Below are 15,372 nucleotides of genomic sequence, written 5' to 3'. Positions count from 1 at the left end.
TAGTCTACAACATTGCAGTTAGTGCAAGGCAACCGCTTTATGGCTTTTTTTCACCGGGAACGATCAGGAAAATCGCTGCCAATAAAGCAAGTAACAACAAACCGGATCCGGTTAAAATCGCATGTTGAAAGCCAACCACTTGACTGTGAGCCATATTTTGAACGGCCACTAAAATCGACAGTCCAACTGAACCACCAATCTGATGCATCACATTGACCACACCAGACGCTGCCCCAGCATCGGCGCCTTGCGTATGTGCCACTCCAGCAGCGGTGAACGGGCTAAGTGACAAGCCTTGACCAACCCCGATCACGACCATTGGCAAGGCAATCCCCAACCAATAACCAACTGTTGGCGTGAAGAAACTCAACCAGAACATACCTAATAGCGTCAACCCAATCCCGGTCACGAGTAAGCCACCATTGCCCCATTTAGCGGTCAAATGAGCCACTTGTAACGCCACAATAAAATTAACTACCGTCAACGGGAAGAAAGCAATCCCAGCCATTAAGGCGCTAAAGCCTAATTGATTTTGCATCAATTGTGGCGTAATAAACCAGAACCCCAACATTGACCCTAGATAGAGGAAACGACCAACATACGCACCAACACGTTCACGATCCGTAAACAAGCGCAATGGCATAATCGGTTGGGCCGTTTGACGTTCTTGATAAATAAAACCGGCTAACATCACAATCGCTAAAATCAAGGCTGGCAACTTCGCCCAAGTCCCAACGATACTGTAAACCAAGGCGCTCATCCCAATCAGTGAAGTAATCGTACCGACCCAATCGAGCTTGCCATCGGTTTGACCGTGGTCGGCTTTCAAATGCCGGACGGCCAAATAGAACATCCAAATACTGATTGGCACGTTAATGAAGAAACCGACCCGCCAAGTGAGTAAACTAGCAAAGACGCCACCAATAACTAAGCTGACACTAGCGCCAATCCCAGCCATCGCACCATAATAAGCAATGGCTCGAACACGCGCTGGCCCTTCATACGTATCCATTAAAATCGCCAAGGTCGTGGGGGCCAAAATCGCCGACCCGATGCCTTGAAACGCGCGTGCCGCAATGATCATTGGCGCGTTGACTGCTAAGCCAACAATAAGTGACCCGAGACAAAAAATGACTAAGCCAATTTCAAAAATCCGTCGGCGGCCAAATAGATCACCCGCGCGACCACCAAGTAATAGGAACCCACCAAATGTTAAGGAATAAGCACTGCTGACCCATGAAAGTGTCTGCTGATTTAAGTGCAAATCCTGTGCAATTTTCACTGTTCCCGTAAAAATAATCGAATTATCTAATAAAATCATGAAGTAACTGAATAAAATAATTAATAGAATCCAGTCAAAGCGTTTGTCTTTTGTCATGTTGTTCCCCTTGTCTTTAAGTGAATAAATGCAGTTTAGACCCTTGAAGCTACTTCAAGGCAAGGAAAAATTCAAAACTTTTTCATGAAAGCGGCTTCTATAGCAGCAACTCGATTGCCAATTAAAGCCACAACAAAAATGGCGGGTCATTTTACTCTCAATCAAGTAAAATGACCCGCCATTGGCTGAATAGACCATTGTCAACATTATTAATAACGATTAGGTTCCTGACATTATGGTGCGGCGACCAATTGCCAGTTGATATCACCACTATAACTGGCTTGGTTTCCCCCAGTATAAATATTGGGTTTCGCTTGCAAATAGATTCCCGGCTTCCCAATACCTGATGGCTGTTCTTTTTGATTTTCCCAGCCATCTGTCGTTTTAACTGTTGTAACTCCTTTGGCACGCATGCCACTCGCCACTGTGGAAGCCGTCGCTAAATATTGTGATTGACCGTTACCATCAACATACATCAGCTGACCACTAAAGTCGTGACCAGCACCATCCGTTAACGTCCCAGCTGTCGCTGCAATATGCCATGGCGACCCGGCAGTCCGTGTGTCAGAAATTTGAATATCCGGCGCGCTGACTGGCGCAAATAACGTCGTTGTACTTGGAACCGTTAAATTCCCGTAGGATAAGGCATCACTGACTGTTGTGAATTTTAATTCGCCAGCCGTCTTGGTAACTTTGATCGATAAGTCAGTTGGTGCTTTGACATCATTGCTGGTTGCGCCAACGTCAATATTAGTGCTGTCACCAGTCGCTAAATCGGTTAACTTTTGCGCCAAATTACTATCGGTTGAGCTATATTTAGGACGGGTATCTATCTCATGTGACACTGAATCTTGGACCGTGATCCCCGCTGCTTTAACTAACCAAGCTAAGACATCATCATCTGACGATAGTGTCTCAAGTAAGGCAGGTGTAATCGTGACACCGCTAGAAGTCGAACTTAAAACTGGCATCGATTTATGCACTGTGGCAGTGGCCGACTTCATATCACCCATGTCATTACTCTCAGAAACAGTAACTGAGTCTGGATCACCCAAGAGTGACAGCGGTAAAGGCAATGTGATCGTATAATTACCACTGGCATCTGCCGTAGTATCATAGATTGTGCCATTTAATTCTGTCGAAACATAACTATTCGGTTCCGCTGTCCCCGTAATTTTTTGATTAAGACTTTGAACTGGATCTTGAATGGTAACATCTTTCATATTATTTACAACATCGTCATTTTGTTCAAACATCCCAAACCCATAAACCATCCAGAGTGTACTCCCATCATTATTAGGCGTAGTCGAACTGAACCTCACACCTACATAGATAGGTAATTTTAATTGTGTCGTGCCTAACTTTGATAAATTAACCGATAACGTTTGCTTGGTCGTTGAAAAAGTCGCACTAGTGCCCGAAGAAATCGTCGCTTGAACTGGACTACTCGACATTACCGATTTCCCATTCGCATCAACTACGTCTAAATAGGCTTTATCAAAGTTAAACCCTTTGGCTTCTAGGGTTTTATAATCAGGATCAACTTTCACATAAATTCTATCTGTATATTTTGTCAATCGGTCACCCTGAATGTTGTTCGCTGTCACAGACGTGAATGCGATGTAGCGGTTAATCGAATTCCATTCAGGTGCCACTAACCTGATACCGGTTTCCTTCTTATAGGTGGCCGCCCCAGTAACACCGGACCCAGCTGCGTGACCCACTTGGACATGCACATAACTGAACCCCAACAAGACCACTAGCACTAACAAGAGTTGGCGCCAAATCAATTTAAGTTTCATTGAGTTTCACGCCCCTCTCGTGACTGCCACCATTGCCAAATAACCACTAACACTAATAACCAACAGAGTAACAGCATGCCGCCGATAATCACCATCAAGCCCAGCCCTGCTTCACCAGTTTGTGGTAGCCGGCCTTGACGCAAGCTCTTAGCCACAACTTGAGTCGCTTTTTCCAAAGTTACTTGTTTTGGCGTAGCTTTGTTTACTCCGCTTGGCGTAGCTGCGGCGACTTTCGGCATAATGGCATCAGCATCCGTTTGAACTTGCTCACCATTTGGAATCTGCTGATCACCTTTCATCAATTGATCGGCGTCAGCGCTTGTTTTTTCAATAGTTACCCCAATTTGGGTTTGACTTTGACCAGTTGCTTGCACGACTTGGAATTGAGCCAACAGGCTAAGTAGCAAGACTAAGATCAACCCCCACCATTTTTCTCTATTTTTCAAAGTTAACGCCCCCCTATTGAGTTAACTATGCTTGATTATCAGTCTGACGACGTCGGCGTTTGATCCAGAAAATCAATAGCCAGATTAAGAGCACTAGTAGTAACATACTCAATGCGCCTAAGCCAATCAACAGCCAAATATTCAAACTAGGTTGATCCGCAATCGCGTCGTTAGCGCGCTTTGCCGCTTGCTTCGTAATCGTAAAGTTACGGTCAAAGACCCACTTGTGGGCGCTATTTTTAACCACCATATGGATATGATAACGACCGGCTTCAAGTTTGGCGTCCTCAACCAGCATTGGATAACGATAATCCGTATTCGGCGCCATTTGTACGTTAGCTTGCTTAAGATGTTTGATGACTTTACCACTGCTCAAGCTAGTAATCTTCGTATCCATCTTTAAATTAGGAATGATGACAGCTTTCGGATTACGCAAATTAACGATAATCCCGCGATGATAATTGTAAGTCCCAGCATCAACCTTTCCTAACAACAGATTAGGCGCTGGAACAGTCCCAACCGTATACTTCATCCCAATCACATAGGCGTAAGCACTCCGAATGTTATTGGCATTTTTAACGGTACTCGTAACTTTTTGGTCGACTCGTTTGAAGAACCAGCCACCTAAAATCACGCCATCTGTCGTGTCTTTCGGCATTTTGACTTGGGTCGTCACGACTCTTTTGCTGTCAGCTGCGACGGTAATTGTTTTTGGGCCTTGAAGTTGACTGATTTTGCTCATCGGATATTTTAGTGATTGATCAAAAGACTTTGGCACATTCGTATAATCAATCACACCACTCGCGTTCGTCCAAGCAGTATGAATCCCAACTTGAACCTTAATATCACGATTGGTCTGATTGTAGACGGTCGCTTTCAATGTTTCCGTCTGCCCTGGTGTCATTTTTAAATCAAAAAATGAATTTTTTGCATCAAGTTGATTCTTGGGCAATTAGGCTTCCACACTATAACCAACATTGTTATTGACTTGGGCTTTTGCGGCCTGGCTGACCAGCTGCCCCCAGCCGCTGATGAGTCCGACTAATAAGGCTGAACTAATTAAGACTATTTTTTTTAAAAGACGCATATCTGACTCCCCCTCGAAATACCATCTTTACTATGTAGGTGCGAAAAAGGCGCTCATGAAACATGATCACCCTTTTCGCAAAATTAGTTATTCAGCCGGTGTATCATTTAAAGTCCAAGTCAACGTACCAGTATAGGTCCCGGCTTTGGCGTTGGCATCAATTCCTGTCATTGAAATGTTATCTGGTGAAAGTTGGAACGCGGTTTGACCGGCACCAGCATCTTTAGCGGCCGCATAAATGGTAGCTGCAGTTCCTGCTTCAGTCCCAAGTGCAACATCCGACCCGCTAATGCCAGTGGCATCGCCAGAGTTAGAAATCTTATTCTTAGTCGTGTCAGTCGCACCAAGATTAATCGTGGCACCCTTTAACACATCACCAGCTGCTAGTTTCAGTGGTGAGCTGCTAACTTGTACGGTCCAACCGGCATTAGTCCCACGAGTATCCGTGACTTCTGTAACTAGGTTAGGATTAGCGGTACCGCCAAAGGTTTGATCCTTAACCTGAATTTGTGTAGTCAACTTATTATCAATAGTTTGTGGTCCAGTTGAAAGGGCTTTTTGACTCCCAAAATCAATCGTTGGTGAAACGTATAGGAATGATAGTGGCCCAGTTGGATCAACCGTCGCGCCACCACCATCAGAAGGATCGGTAACTGGTGTGCCAGGATTATCTGGATCGACTGGCTTAGTCACATTTTCCGGTGCTTCAAAAGTAACTGAACTTTTCGTCTCACCACTAGTGGTCGTAACGGCATCCGCATTGGCAACAACTGGTAACACACTTCCAAGGACTAAGGCCCCTGCTAACATTAAACTACTTACTCTTTTATTCATGATACTTGCACTCCTTTGCTTAAATCCCCAAATTTTTTGGCAAGGTCATCAGTTAGGTCAGTCTCCAAACCACTAATAAGATTGTCTATAGCAACGATGAAATAGTCTCCCAACAAATGTCGCAGGTCTTGCTCTATTACCCCGGTCAACCATTTACAATTGCATTGTAGCATGACTTTTATAGTTTAATATAAAAATACTGATAGAAAAATATTGACTTAACAAACTGAAAAATCGGCTGATTACCCTTTTTAAGGCTTTTTTAAGCAAAGTTGGCACGGCTCCGTTTCCTTGTCATGTCAACATTAGTCACTAGTTATTCGAAGAATTTATAGTAATAAATAAGACTTCATATGTATAATTATGTCTATTTTTAATAATTTAGGCCAATTCGTTAATTAGTTGAAATAATTAAGTCATTAGTAAATGAGAATGCCGCGTTAAGTCATTCTTTATCAATAATTTTCATTATTTTTAGTTATATTAAAGGTATACCAATTATCAATGATTAGGTTCCGCTAATCCGACCTTGGAAACCTAAAAAGCTCGTCTCAACCGACCTGATAGGCGTTGGTTGAGACGAGCTTGTGTATTTTTAAATTGTACGTCAGTGGAACGTGTGTGGTAATAACGACTTATAAGAAATGAATACCGGCGACGCCAATAAACATCAGCACCAAGCCCATGATTCGTGCAGCTGAAACGCGATTCACTTTTGACTGGAATAACCCAAAGTGATCAATTAGCGCGCTAAAGACTAATTGGCCGAATAAAGCAATCACAACCACTTGCCCCGTCCCAATTTGTGGGACTAACCACGCACTCCCAAAGACATATAAAGCGCCCAAGAAACCGCCAATCCACATCCACCAATACGACCGACCAGCTTTGACCGCCTGCTCCAGATTCTTAACGGGGACCCGCAATATTGCCAATAAGAGTATCAATAAAACGGCTCCCATGGTAAATGAAATCGTTGCGGCATGGAGCGATGACCCCAGCACGAGCCCTAAATGACCATTGATGGCAATCTGACTTGCCATCAAAAAGCCAGCGCCAATCCCGAATAGTTGTAATAATAGCTTCGACTCTTTGTTCGCACTACCAGTCGGTTGTCGCTTGTTAAAGGCCCCGGTGGCAATCAACATCCCCACCGTGACCAAGAGAATGCAGATAGTTTTGGTGCTCGTCAAGCCAGTTTTAGGTGACGTGAACCAACCAAATTGATCAATTAAAACGCCCATCACAATTTGGCCAAACAGTGGTAATACCGCGGTCTGAATACTCCCCAGCCGTGGGAAAAGTAATAAATTGGTCGTTAACCCAATCACGCCTAACAGGCCACCCAACCAGATCCACCACGGGTTGCTGGTAACTGTTACCCCAGCCACCAGTGGATTAATGCCTGAAACTAGCGTTAAAACAATTAAGAATAGTGCACCAATCGTGAATGAGACCGCTGACGCTAAGTATGGTGAAATCACGTACTGGCGTAATTTTGAATTGACCGCCGTCTGAATGGCGATGCCACTCCCCATCAATACTGGCACTAGTGCTAACAAAAACATCCAATCACCTCTCAAGAAGACCATAGTTGCCCTTTGATCCTTCGCGTCAACTATCAGTCTTCGTTTTGCACCTTTATTATGAGCGACTTGACGATAGTATGCCAGATAAACTAAAAGAATCAATCCAGTTGTGGCTTGATTCTTTTAGTTTATCTCATTAACGTTGATAATCCACTTGATCAGCCGTCAGCGGTCCGACCAGTTCATGTGGTGCATACGGTTCCTCCAAATAAGCGACATCCGCCGGCGTTAATTTCAAATCCAACGCCTTAACGGCCCCACTCAAATGATGCGCTTTAGTTGCGCCAATAATTGGTGCCGTGACACCCGGATTTTGTAACAACCAAGCTAACGCCACTTGGACGCGGTCGACCCCATATTTGGCCGCCACTTCACCCACGCGCTTAATGATTGGCATATCCAGATCTTTGCTGGCATCATATTTGCTCCGAGCAACTTTATCGGTTGCATACCGTTTCGTCTCGCCAGCCCAATCACGCGTCAAACGACCCGAAGCTAACGGACTATACGGTGTGACCGCAATATTTTGATCCCGACAAAGTGGCAACATTTCACGTTCTTCTTCACGATACAACAAATTCAAATGGTTCTGCATGGAGACAAACTTCGTCCAACCGTGCAATTCAGCGACAGCTTGGGCCTTTTCAAACTGCCAAGCAAACATCCCTGACGCCCCAATATAACGAACTTTGCCGGCTTTAACCAAATCATGTAAGGCTTCCATCGTCTCTTCAATCGGCGTGTTGTAGTCCCAGCGATGAATCACATACAAGTCCACATAATCCGTTTGTAGGCGTTCTAAGCTCTGATCAATCTGCGTCATGATGGCTTTACGTGACAATCCCGCGACATTCGGCGCCTTTTCAGGTGTGAAGAACACTTTAGTCGCCAAGACGATTTGATCACGGTGCGCTAATTTTTTCAAAGCTTGGCCGACGAACCGTTCACTATCACCATGCGAATAAATATTAGCCGTATCAAAAAAATTGATACCCAAATCTAAGGCTTGTTTGATCACTTGTTCGCTCGGTTCAGCCCCAATTGCCCAAGGAAACATTCCCGTGGACGCATTGCCAAATCCCATCGTCCCTAAGCAAAGTCGTGACACATCCAAACCAGTATTGCCAAATTTTGTGTATTCCATATTTCAGCCTCTTTCTAATCAATCACCATTTTTAGAACTGATTTTCAAAAGTCAGTTGGCCTTGAGTCACTAAAACGTCTGGCTTGATCATCGTCGTTGTCGCTTGCGTAATCAGACTCTGACTCGCTTGTTTGAAAGCCTTAACATCGGCATTCTGTTGATGTTGTTGATAAGCCGCATCATCTTGAAAGACTTCAAACAACACGAATTTTTGTGGTTCCGCCATCACTTGACCAAAATAGGCCGTGACTAGTCTAGTTTCGGCCGCAATTGCGCGCCGAACGGCTGATTTCACTAGCACCTGCAGTTCCGCCGTAGCGGTTGGTTGCGCCATCAGTTCCGTTAAAACAACGACCTGTTGTGTCGGCGCAACCGTACGCAATGCCGGGTCTTGTTCCAATAATAATAACAGTGTGAGTGCCATCACTGATTGGTCAACCACTGCACGACCAGCAACCGTTTTGAAAGTTTGAAACTGTGGTGACTTAGCATGAACTTCATAACTAGCTTGGTCACGATACAATTCCAGCACTCGATTTTCAATACCAAGATCATCAAGATGCCCAGTGTACATCGCGAGAGTGCCTGGTTCTTGTTGAATCGAAGTCAATAAGTTTTGCTCACCAACTTTGGCAAACGCCGCCTTCTCACTGGCTTTAAGCCGTAAATTAAACAATCTAAATAGTGGGACCTGAGTCATCATTGTCACCCTTTCAGTTGTCCAAAGTTACGCTAACTTAATGGGGCGAGGAGCCGAATCGTTTTGGCCGGAACGCCGCCGACAATCGTATTATCTGGGACATTTTTCGTCACAACTGCACCGGCCGCCACGATAACATTATTCCCGATATGCACCCCACCAATAATCGTCACATTGCCACCGATCCAAACGTCGTTACCAATTGAGATCGGTTTCGTATAAGTAATTAAATACTTACTCCCATCTGGCCGCGACCCAAAGCGCTTGTTGGCATCCAAAGCATGTGCCCCACAATACAATTTCGTATCTGGCGCAATAATGACCCGATCACCTAACGTAATTAAGTTAGAATCTTGAAAAGTACAATTACCGTTGATAAACACATCGTCACCAACGCTGATGTGTTTTCCATAAATCGCACTAAAGGTCCCGTTGATCACAAAGCCATGACCCGTTTTGCCAAATAAGGCTTTAATGGCGTCAGCTCGTGCCGTCACATCTTGAGTCGTATTAATTAAATTGACTAACTTTCGGCCTTGTGCTAAAAGCTGTTGTAATTCAGGATCTCGATAATCATAGTCTTGTCCCGCTAATAATTTTTCATGTTCAGTCATCATTTTTTAAATTCCTCTCAAAAAAACAGCCTAAGCCATTAATCGTTGCCAATTTCCACTAAAAATCTGTTGTTTTTGGCCTTCAGTAAGTTGCATGTCATTGACAGCTTGTTCGATGACTGCGGTTGGCCCAACTGGTGGAATACCAAATGGCGAGTCTGTCCCAAACAAGACGTGGTCAGCACCAAAGAAATCCCACGCTAATTCCAACGCTTTCGGATGACCCCAAATAGCGGTATCGATATAAAATTTCTTAAAATCAGCATAATTTTCGGCAGATTGAATATATTTAATTCGCTGACTAAAGAACGGCACCATCGCACCAGCGTGATGCACGATGACTTTCAAATTCGGATAGCGCCGAAAATAACCCGCAGCGACCATGCCGTTCATGGCTTGGGTCAATTCATATTCCCAACTAAACGTGACGTTATTGGCCGGTTTAGCCCTATCGAACACGGGATGTAACCAAACTGGCGCCCCAATTTCAGCCAACTTAGCGAAAATTGGCTCATAAACTGCGGCCGTGATTGGTTGTCCCAAGGCTTGCGTAAACAATTGCACGCCAACTAACTCCTGGCTATTAACGATCTGCTCGTCAATCAGCTTCAAAGCCGCTGGGACATTGTTCATCGGCAACATTGCCACCCCAGCTGGAAAAACATCGTGATGATCACGAACCATCGCTGCGATTTCGGCATTAGCCGCGCGGCAGAGTTCAGCTGCCTGAATCGGACCCACAAAGTCTTCTGGATTCAAATTAACCGCTGAAATAATTTGCTGATGACCCGCCGGCAAGCTTGCCAAATGTTGGTCCATATCAGTTAATAGCCCATTCTTCATATATGGAAATTGGTCCAAAATTTCAGGTTTAAGCGCTTGCATTTTCGCTAAAAATTTTGGTGGTAACACATGTGCAAAAACATCAATAACTGCCATCACAACGACTTCCCCTACTTTCAATTCTAAATAGCCCTGCAAATTCAATGTCACAAGAACGCACAAAGATACGACACAAGCTTATGGTCTTGACAACATCATACAAGCGCAACTCAATTATGTAAAATACCTAGTTTTCATGCTTTTTTATGCCTTATAAGTATGCTTAAAATTAGCTCAATTTAAAACAACGCTAAGTCGACCATCATTTCTAGGTTACTTAGCGTTGTCTTATCTTATTTTAAGACTGTTCACGATGATACTTCGTTGAACGGCCATGACCATGTTCTAAATCATGCACAATATTAGTCCCAGGATGCACCAAATGATGGGTATTCCGAAATTCAATCGACAACTTTGTATGGACTTGCAAGTCCGCTAAAACTTGTTGGTATAACGCTTCGTCCCGCGGAATTTCTAAGAGATCATAACTATGTAACAGTTTCTCATTTGCGCGCTGTGCCTGCAAAAAGAAAGTGTAACAATCGAATAAATGATTATCCACAATCATTAAATGATAGCGCCATTGATAACGTCGTAAAAAATACTGATCAAAATTAGCCAGCAACGTTTTAGACTCTTTCAACATAAAAATGACCTCCTATGCTTGATGACCACCAACCAGTTTTGACCGGTCAATCGCTGTCCCGGCAGCCGTCTTACTGTAACCACGGACAATCGCACGATAACCATACCGACTACGAATCTGATCAATCGTATGTTCCAACTTTAAATCAGCTTCTGTCTGGCGTTGATTGCTGAATAAGGATAGTTGCAAACTATTAGGCTTACTGATGCGGTTGACACGCACACCCAAGTTACGTAGGGCATTCCCCTGCCAGCGCTTTTCAAATAAATATTGAACGGCTCTAATCAGATCATTCGTCTGATTCGTCGGATCAATTTTAGTCTGAGCGCTCCAGCCGTGTTGCGCCGCATCATCTGCGGTTGAGAACCCGACCTGAACACTGATGACTTCACCTAAAACATCGTGTTTACGCAAACGTGTCGCCACTTGATCACAGATTTCAAATAGCACCGTTTCGATTTCCTGCCGGGTTGTATAATCCCGCATTAACACTTGGCTGTTACCATAACCTTTATTTTCAGCCCGCGGAACATAACGTTTGGCTAAATCAGAATAATCAATACCCCAACTATGAAAATAAAGTGCATCGCCTAAAACACCGAATTTTTTGCGCAGTGCTTTCCGATCGGCATGGGCCAAGTCACCAATCGTATGAATATTCATCCGTTCCAATTTATCAGCAGTCTTATTCCCAATCGACCAGAAATTCGTCAATGGCGCAATCTGCCAAAGCTTCGTGGGCACATCTTCATAATGCCATTCTGCTTGCCAAGGTGCTTGTTCCTTAGCCTCATTATCAAGTGCCAACTTGGCCATCAGTGGATTCGGGCCAATTCCCACGGTCGTGACAATTCCCGTTTCATTGAAAACTTTTTTCTGAATCTGAGTCGCAATATCACGATTCGACCCAAACAACCGATGACTATGGGTCACATCAATAAACGCTTCATCGATACTGTAAACATACCAATGGGCATCATCCGTAAATTGACGAAAGATCTGATTGATTCGATAATTCAAAGTAATGTAATCGCGCATGTGCGGGGCAACTAACTCAATATCCATATCTGGTTTAATTTCATATTTTCGAGTTCCCAGCCGAACGTTGTAATCATGTTTGGTATCCGGCGACGCTGCTAAAATTAACCCGCCTTGCGATTCAGACCGTGACAAAACTGCAATTTTTGCAGCCAGTGGATATTCACCACGCCGGATTGCTTCCGTACTGGCAAAAAATGACTTGCAATCGATACACATAATGTCACGTTCTGGTAACCGACTTTTATCATCGAGTGGTGTCATCATGGTGCCACCACTTTTCTGCAGTTTGTAATGCCACATAGCGCAATTCATCCAAGTGGAAAAATTTAACGCTATCGTTGGCCAACTGTAAATAGATCTGATCACCTTGATAACCAACAACTTGCCCTTGATATTCAGCCGTAAAGCAATTGTTTTCCAAGGTATCGCTTTGAAGTACGACCGCTTGCTTACGCTCCCAAGCCGTTTGTAAATTAGCACTAATTTGAGCCATTGGCATCTCAGGCTTAATTTCACGAGGCCGTGCTTGTTGGCCAGCCTGCTCCATATAAGCGCTGTGATCAGATAAAATCCAGCCCATCCATTTAATCATGCCACGATCATCATAAAGCCACTTTTCACGAGGAACAACTTGTGCCATTAAAATCACCGACCTTTTAACCATCATTATACGAACGTACGTTCTTAAATGCAAGTGAAAATATAAAACAGCCACAGTAGCATTCGGCAATTAAGTCGTTTAAACTAGTGTATAGAGGTGATCTTATGTTCCGTCAAATGCAATATTTCGTTGCCGTCGTTCAAAATCATAGTTACACAAAAGCCGCTGAAAAATGTCAGATTTCACAATCGTCACTTTCGCAGCAGCTCAAAAATCTCTCCGAACAATTAGGCGTCACATTAGTTCGACGCCAAGGACGGGGATTCGAATTAACTTCAGCGGGTAACTATTTTTATCAACATTGTCTGGTCATTTTAGATCAAGTAGACAAATTGGTCACCGAAACGCAAGCTATCGAAAAACATAATCAGAATACTTACACTTTGCGTTTAGGCTATCTTAGAAAATTTGGGTCGCAAGAATTTCTTCAAGCAGTCTCAGAATTTTCAAAAACATACCCCGAAGTGCGCGTGGAAATTCACAGTGATTCCTACCATGAACTATTTTCACAGCTACGTGATGACAAAATCGACTTAAACTTTTCTGACCAACGACACGAGTTGTCAACGAACTATGAAAACACCTTTCTAACCTCGGCCGATTACATGGTGGTGGTCGCAAATAAAGCCTTTAAAGATAAAGCAACAACAATTGATACGACCGACTTGGCTGATTTGCCTTGCATTTTAATCGTTGGTGCCGACCAGTACGCTTCCGAACAGACGTATTATCGCGACGTTTTAGGGATTCAAAGTCCTTTTCAAATCGCTGCTAGCTTTGGTGCAGCTCAAATGTTGGCTACTGCCAATCAGGGCTATATTGTCGTTAATAGTCGAACTGGCAGCCACATTGATCCCGAAATCAATCGCGTTTTAAAATTAGTTGACCATGGCCGCGATTTAACACAACATTACTATGCCTACTGGAAAAAAGATAACTCCGGCTATTATATTGAAACTTTCGCTGAAATATTGAAGAAACAATTTAATTAAAGCGTGATTCACTGCTGAATCACGCTTTTTTGCTATCACAAAAACCGATTGATTTAATCTAAAAGTCAGATTGGTTAGCCGTCCAAAACCGACTATGATAACTATCGTTGACTTAGTTCTAGTTGGAAAGGAGTTTCAAAAAGATGACTAATCAAACGATCCTATTGGCCTGTTATGATCATCTCATTACGGCTTTGACAACCCGAGACATCGTTTGGTTGAACCGCGCACTAGCACCGACAGCTGACTGTCACATCGCTTATGACGACCATCTATCTAAATATGCTTGGATCGATATGATTCAAAATGGGACCTTACGATATTTTGATTTTTCAGCAGTCTCACAACTTAAAATCAGCCACACCCATGGCACCCTTTGGACACAAGCCAGTCTGCAACTAACTGACAGACTAATGCCTCAAGCCCAATTGCAATGGCAATTTGTTGCAGAAAATAATTGCTGGCTACTACTACATCAAATCGTCCTCAACTGATTACTTATTGGAAAAACCGATTAGTCCCTTTATTAATCTAAATTGGTTATTCAGTTGCAAACCATTAAGCTTAATCAAGTACAGAATTCAACAAGGAAGTGAATCACATGTTACTTCTACTATTTCCAGTCGCAATGGGGACCGGTTTAGCCATGCAAACCGCCGTTAATGCTAAATTACGTTTCTTCGTCTCATCGGCTTATTTATCATCAGGAGTTTCATTCTTGGTTGCTTGGCTCTTCTTACTGTTACTCAGTTTAGCCACCCATCAACCATTAGTCATCAGTCCAACCACCATTAGTCAAAATCCAAGCTGGCTATGGTTAGGTGGCCTATTTGGCGCCATCGCACTGACCGGTAATGTGGTTCTATTCCAAGAAATTGGTAGTTTACAAACAACCGTCCTGCCCATTATGGGACAAATCATGATGAGTATCATCATTGATCAATTTGGGCTATTCAAGTCTCCAATCAATCCACTCACCTTGGCTAAAATCATCGGCTTGACCATTATCATCGTCGGTGTTGTGCTCTCATTGGGAGTACTTGACTATCGTGAACCATTGGACACAGACAAGCAGCTGACAACCCAGACACAATTAAAAAGGGCGTTTTACCGACTATTTGCCGTGATTGCAGGAATGCTAATGGCCATCCAAACTGCAATCAATGGTCACCTGGGTACTGTCCTAAAGTCACCCATCCATGCAGCCTTTATTTCTTTCACCATCGGGGTAGGATGCCTGCTACTTGTTAACTTATTTACCTTTACAAATTTTAGTGATATCCGCTTAGCCATTAAACAAGGACTCAATTATTGGTGGGTCTGGATTGGCGGCATTATCGGCGCACTCTATATTTTAGGTAGCGCTTGGCTAGTCCCCATTATCGGAACTGGACAAGTCGTCGTCTTAGCCTTATTTGGACAACTATTAGGCAGTGCTTTGATTGAGAATAACGGTTTGTTTGAATCTTCAATTAACCGACTCACACGATCAAAGGTCATTGGCTTATCACTGTTATTTATTGGTGTTTTAACTGTCAAATTCATCACATTTTAGG

The 15,372-nt window shown here is 43.5% G+C and carries 17 protein-coding genes; 3 read left to right on the top strand and 14 right to left on the bottom strand.

The features are described 5' to 3' along the window. Nucleotides 1-37: 37 nt before the first annotated feature. From FFM70_RS03415 to FFM70_RS13900, 14 genes are all read right to left on the bottom strand, one after another. The gene (locus FFM70_RS03415) at nucleotides 38-1,378 is read right to left on the bottom strand and encodes an MFS transporter (RefSeq protein WP_137615449.1); all 1,341 of its coding nucleotides are present in this window, start codon (nucleotides 1,376-1,378) and stop codon (nucleotides 38-40) included. 233 nt (nucleotides 1,379-1,611) lie between these two features. Continuing rightward, entirely contained in the window at nucleotides 1,612-3,180 is a 1,569-nt protein-coding gene (locus FFM70_RS03410; protein ID WP_137615448.1) for a hypothetical protein, read from the bottom strand. Further along, entirely contained in the window at nucleotides 3,177-3,626 is a 450-nt protein-coding gene (locus FFM70_RS03405) for an LPXTG cell wall anchor domain-containing protein (protein ID WP_137615447.1), read from the bottom strand. The genes FFM70_RS03410 and FFM70_RS03405 overlap by 4 nt, the downstream gene beginning before the upstream one ends. Nucleotides 3,627-3,651: 25 nt before the next feature. After that, nucleotides 3,652-4,578 carry a WxLIP family cell surface protein gene (locus FFM70_RS03400; RefSeq protein WP_137615446.1) on the bottom strand — a complete coding sequence of 309 codons (927 nt, stop codon included), beginning with the start codon at nucleotides 4,576-4,578 and terminating at the stop codon, nucleotides 3,652-3,654. Next, complete coding sequence (locus tag FFM70_RS14035) at nucleotides 4,579-4,713, bottom strand: hypothetical protein (protein ID WP_263390598.1); 135 nt, start codon at nucleotides 4,711-4,713, stop codon at nucleotides 4,579-4,581. A gap of 87 nt (nucleotides 4,714-4,800) precedes the next feature. After that, entirely contained in the window at nucleotides 4,801-5,547 is a 747-nt protein-coding gene (locus tag FFM70_RS03395) for a WxL domain-containing protein (protein ID WP_137615445.1), read from the bottom strand. Between the two features lie 635 nt (nucleotides 5,548-6,182). Further along, nucleotides 6,183-7,115 (bottom strand): DMT family transporter, encoded by a 933-nt coding sequence (locus FFM70_RS03390; RefSeq protein ID WP_137615444.1) that lies wholly within the window; start codon nucleotides 7,113-7,115, stop codon nucleotides 6,183-6,185. 157 nt (nucleotides 7,116-7,272) lie between these two features. After that, on the bottom strand, nucleotides 7,273-8,280 hold the full coding sequence (locus FFM70_RS03385) for an aldo/keto reductase (RefSeq protein ID WP_137615443.1): 1,008 nt from the start codon (nucleotides 8,278-8,280) through the stop codon (nucleotides 7,273-7,275). A 31-nt stretch (nucleotides 8,281-8,311) separates the two neighbouring features. After that, nucleotides 8,312-8,983 (bottom strand): putative quinol monooxygenase, encoded by a 672-nt coding sequence (locus FFM70_RS03380; protein WP_137615442.1) that lies wholly within the window; start codon nucleotides 8,981-8,983, stop codon nucleotides 8,312-8,314. 29 nt (nucleotides 8,984-9,012) lie between these two features. Next, a complete protein-coding gene (locus FFM70_RS03375; RefSeq protein WP_137615441.1) occupies nucleotides 9,013-9,597 on the bottom strand; it encodes a sugar O-acetyltransferase in 585 nt (194 codons plus the stop codon). Between the two features lie 27 nt (nucleotides 9,598-9,624). Continuing rightward, a complete protein-coding gene (locus tag FFM70_RS03370; RefSeq protein ID WP_137615440.1) occupies nucleotides 9,625-10,533 on the bottom strand; it encodes an amidohydrolase family protein in 909 nt (302 codons plus the stop codon). A 241-nt stretch (nucleotides 10,534-10,774) separates the two neighbouring features. Further along, nucleotides 10,775-11,122 carry a hypothetical protein gene (locus FFM70_RS03365; protein ID WP_137615439.1) on the bottom strand — a complete coding sequence of 116 codons (348 nt, stop codon included), beginning with the start codon at nucleotides 11,120-11,122 and terminating at the stop codon, nucleotides 10,775-10,777. 12 nt (nucleotides 11,123-11,134) lie between these two features. Then, a complete protein-coding gene (locus FFM70_RS03360; RefSeq protein ID WP_137615716.1) occupies nucleotides 11,135-12,427 on the bottom strand; it encodes a Y-family DNA polymerase in 1,293 nt (430 codons plus the stop codon). Then, the gene (locus tag FFM70_RS13900; RefSeq protein ID WP_179951158.1) at nucleotides 12,408-12,803 is read right to left on the bottom strand and encodes a DNA-directed RNA polymerase subunit beta; all 396 of its coding nucleotides are present in this window, start codon (nucleotides 12,801-12,803) and stop codon (nucleotides 12,408-12,410) included. The genes FFM70_RS03360 and FFM70_RS13900 overlap by 20 nt, the downstream gene beginning before the upstream one ends. 125 nt (nucleotides 12,804-12,928) lie before the next feature. Between FFM70_RS13900 and FFM70_RS03350 the strand changes: the two genes are divergently transcribed. The 3 genes from FFM70_RS03350 (at nucleotide 12,929) to FFM70_RS03340 (ending at nucleotide 15,371) form a co-directional block, all read left to right on the top strand. Then, entirely contained in the window at nucleotides 12,929-13,816 is an 888-nt protein-coding gene (locus FFM70_RS03350; RefSeq protein ID WP_137615438.1) for a LysR family transcriptional regulator, read from the top strand. Nucleotides 13,817-13,959: 143 nt separating this feature from the next. Continuing rightward, nucleotides 13,960-14,310 carry a hypothetical protein gene (locus tag FFM70_RS03345; protein ID WP_137615437.1) on the top strand — a complete coding sequence of 117 codons (351 nt, stop codon included), beginning with the start codon at nucleotides 13,960-13,962 and terminating at the stop codon, nucleotides 14,308-14,310. Between the two features lie 107 nt (nucleotides 14,311-14,417). Further along, a complete protein-coding gene (locus tag FFM70_RS03340) occupies nucleotides 14,418-15,371 on the top strand; it encodes a DMT family transporter (protein WP_137615436.1) in 954 nt (317 codons plus the stop codon). The last annotated feature ends 1 nt before the right edge of the window (nucleotide 15,372 follow it).

Source organism: Lactiplantibacillus nangangensis (assembly GCF_005405065.1).
Classification (GTDB): domain Bacteria; phylum Bacillota; class Bacilli; order Lactobacillales; family Lactobacillaceae; genus Lactiplantibacillus; species Lactiplantibacillus nangangensis.
The sequence above is the reverse complement of the archived record's forward strand: the minus strand, read 5'-3'. Positions and strand labels throughout refer to the sequence as shown.

What these genes read in the sequence shown, in the direction of transcription:
- FFM70_RS03415 (WP_137615449.1), bottom strand. Translation starts at nt 1,378, where the DNA reads ATGACAAAAGACAAACGCTTTGACTGGATTCTATTAATTATTTTATTC.
- FFM70_RS03410 (WP_137615448.1), bottom strand. Translation starts at nt 3,180, where the DNA reads ATGAAACTTAAATTGATTTGGCGCCAACTCTTGTTAGTGCTAGTGGTC.
- FFM70_RS14035 (WP_263390598.1), bottom strand. Translation starts at nt 4,713, where the DNA reads ATGCGTCTTTTAAAAAAAATAGTCTTAATTAGTTCAGCCTTATTAGTC.
- FFM70_RS03395 (WP_137615445.1), bottom strand. Translation starts at nt 5,547, where the DNA reads ATGAATAAAAGAGTAAGTAGTTTAATGTTAGCAGGGGCCTTAGTCCTT.
- FFM70_RS03390 (WP_137615444.1), bottom strand. Translation starts at nt 7,115, where the DNA reads ATGTTTTTGTTAGCACTAGTGCCAGTATTGATGGGGAGTGGCATCGCC.
- FFM70_RS03385 (WP_137615443.1), bottom strand. Translation starts at nt 8,280, where the DNA reads ATGGAATACACAAAATTTGGCAATACTGGTTTGGATGTGTCACGACTT.
- FFM70_RS03380 (WP_137615442.1), bottom strand. Translation starts at nt 8,983, where the DNA reads ATGATGACTCAGGTCCCACTATTTAGATTGTTTAATTTACGGCTTAAA.
- FFM70_RS03375 (WP_137615441.1), bottom strand. Translation starts at nt 9,597, where the DNA reads ATGATGACTGAACATGAAAAATTATTAGCGGGACAAGACTATGATTAT.
- FFM70_RS03370 (WP_137615440.1), bottom strand. Translation starts at nt 10,533, where the DNA reads ATGGCAGTTATTGATGTTTTTGCACATGTGTTACCACCAAAATTTTTA.
- FFM70_RS03365 (WP_137615439.1), bottom strand. Translation starts at nt 11,122, where the DNA reads ATGTTGAAAGAGTCTAAAACGTTGCTGGCTAATTTTGATCAGTATTTT.
- FFM70_RS03360 (WP_137615716.1), bottom strand. Translation starts at nt 12,427, where the DNA reads ATGATGACACCACTCGATGATAAAAGTCGGTTACCAGAACGTGACATT.
- FFM70_RS13900 (WP_179951158.1), bottom strand. Translation starts at nt 12,803, where the DNA reads ATGGCACAAGTTGTTCCTCGTGAAAAGTGGCTTTATGATGATCGTGGC.
- FFM70_RS03350 (WP_137615438.1), top strand. Translation starts at nt 12,929, where the DNA reads ATGTTCCGTCAAATGCAATATTTCGTTGCCGTCGTTCAAAATCATAGT.
- FFM70_RS03345 (WP_137615437.1), top strand. Translation starts at nt 13,960, where the DNA reads ATGACTAATCAAACGATCCTATTGGCCTGTTATGATCATCTCATTACG.
- FFM70_RS03340 (WP_137615436.1), top strand. Translation starts at nt 14,418, where the DNA reads ATGTTACTTCTACTATTTCCAGTCGCAATGGGGACCGGTTTAGCCATG.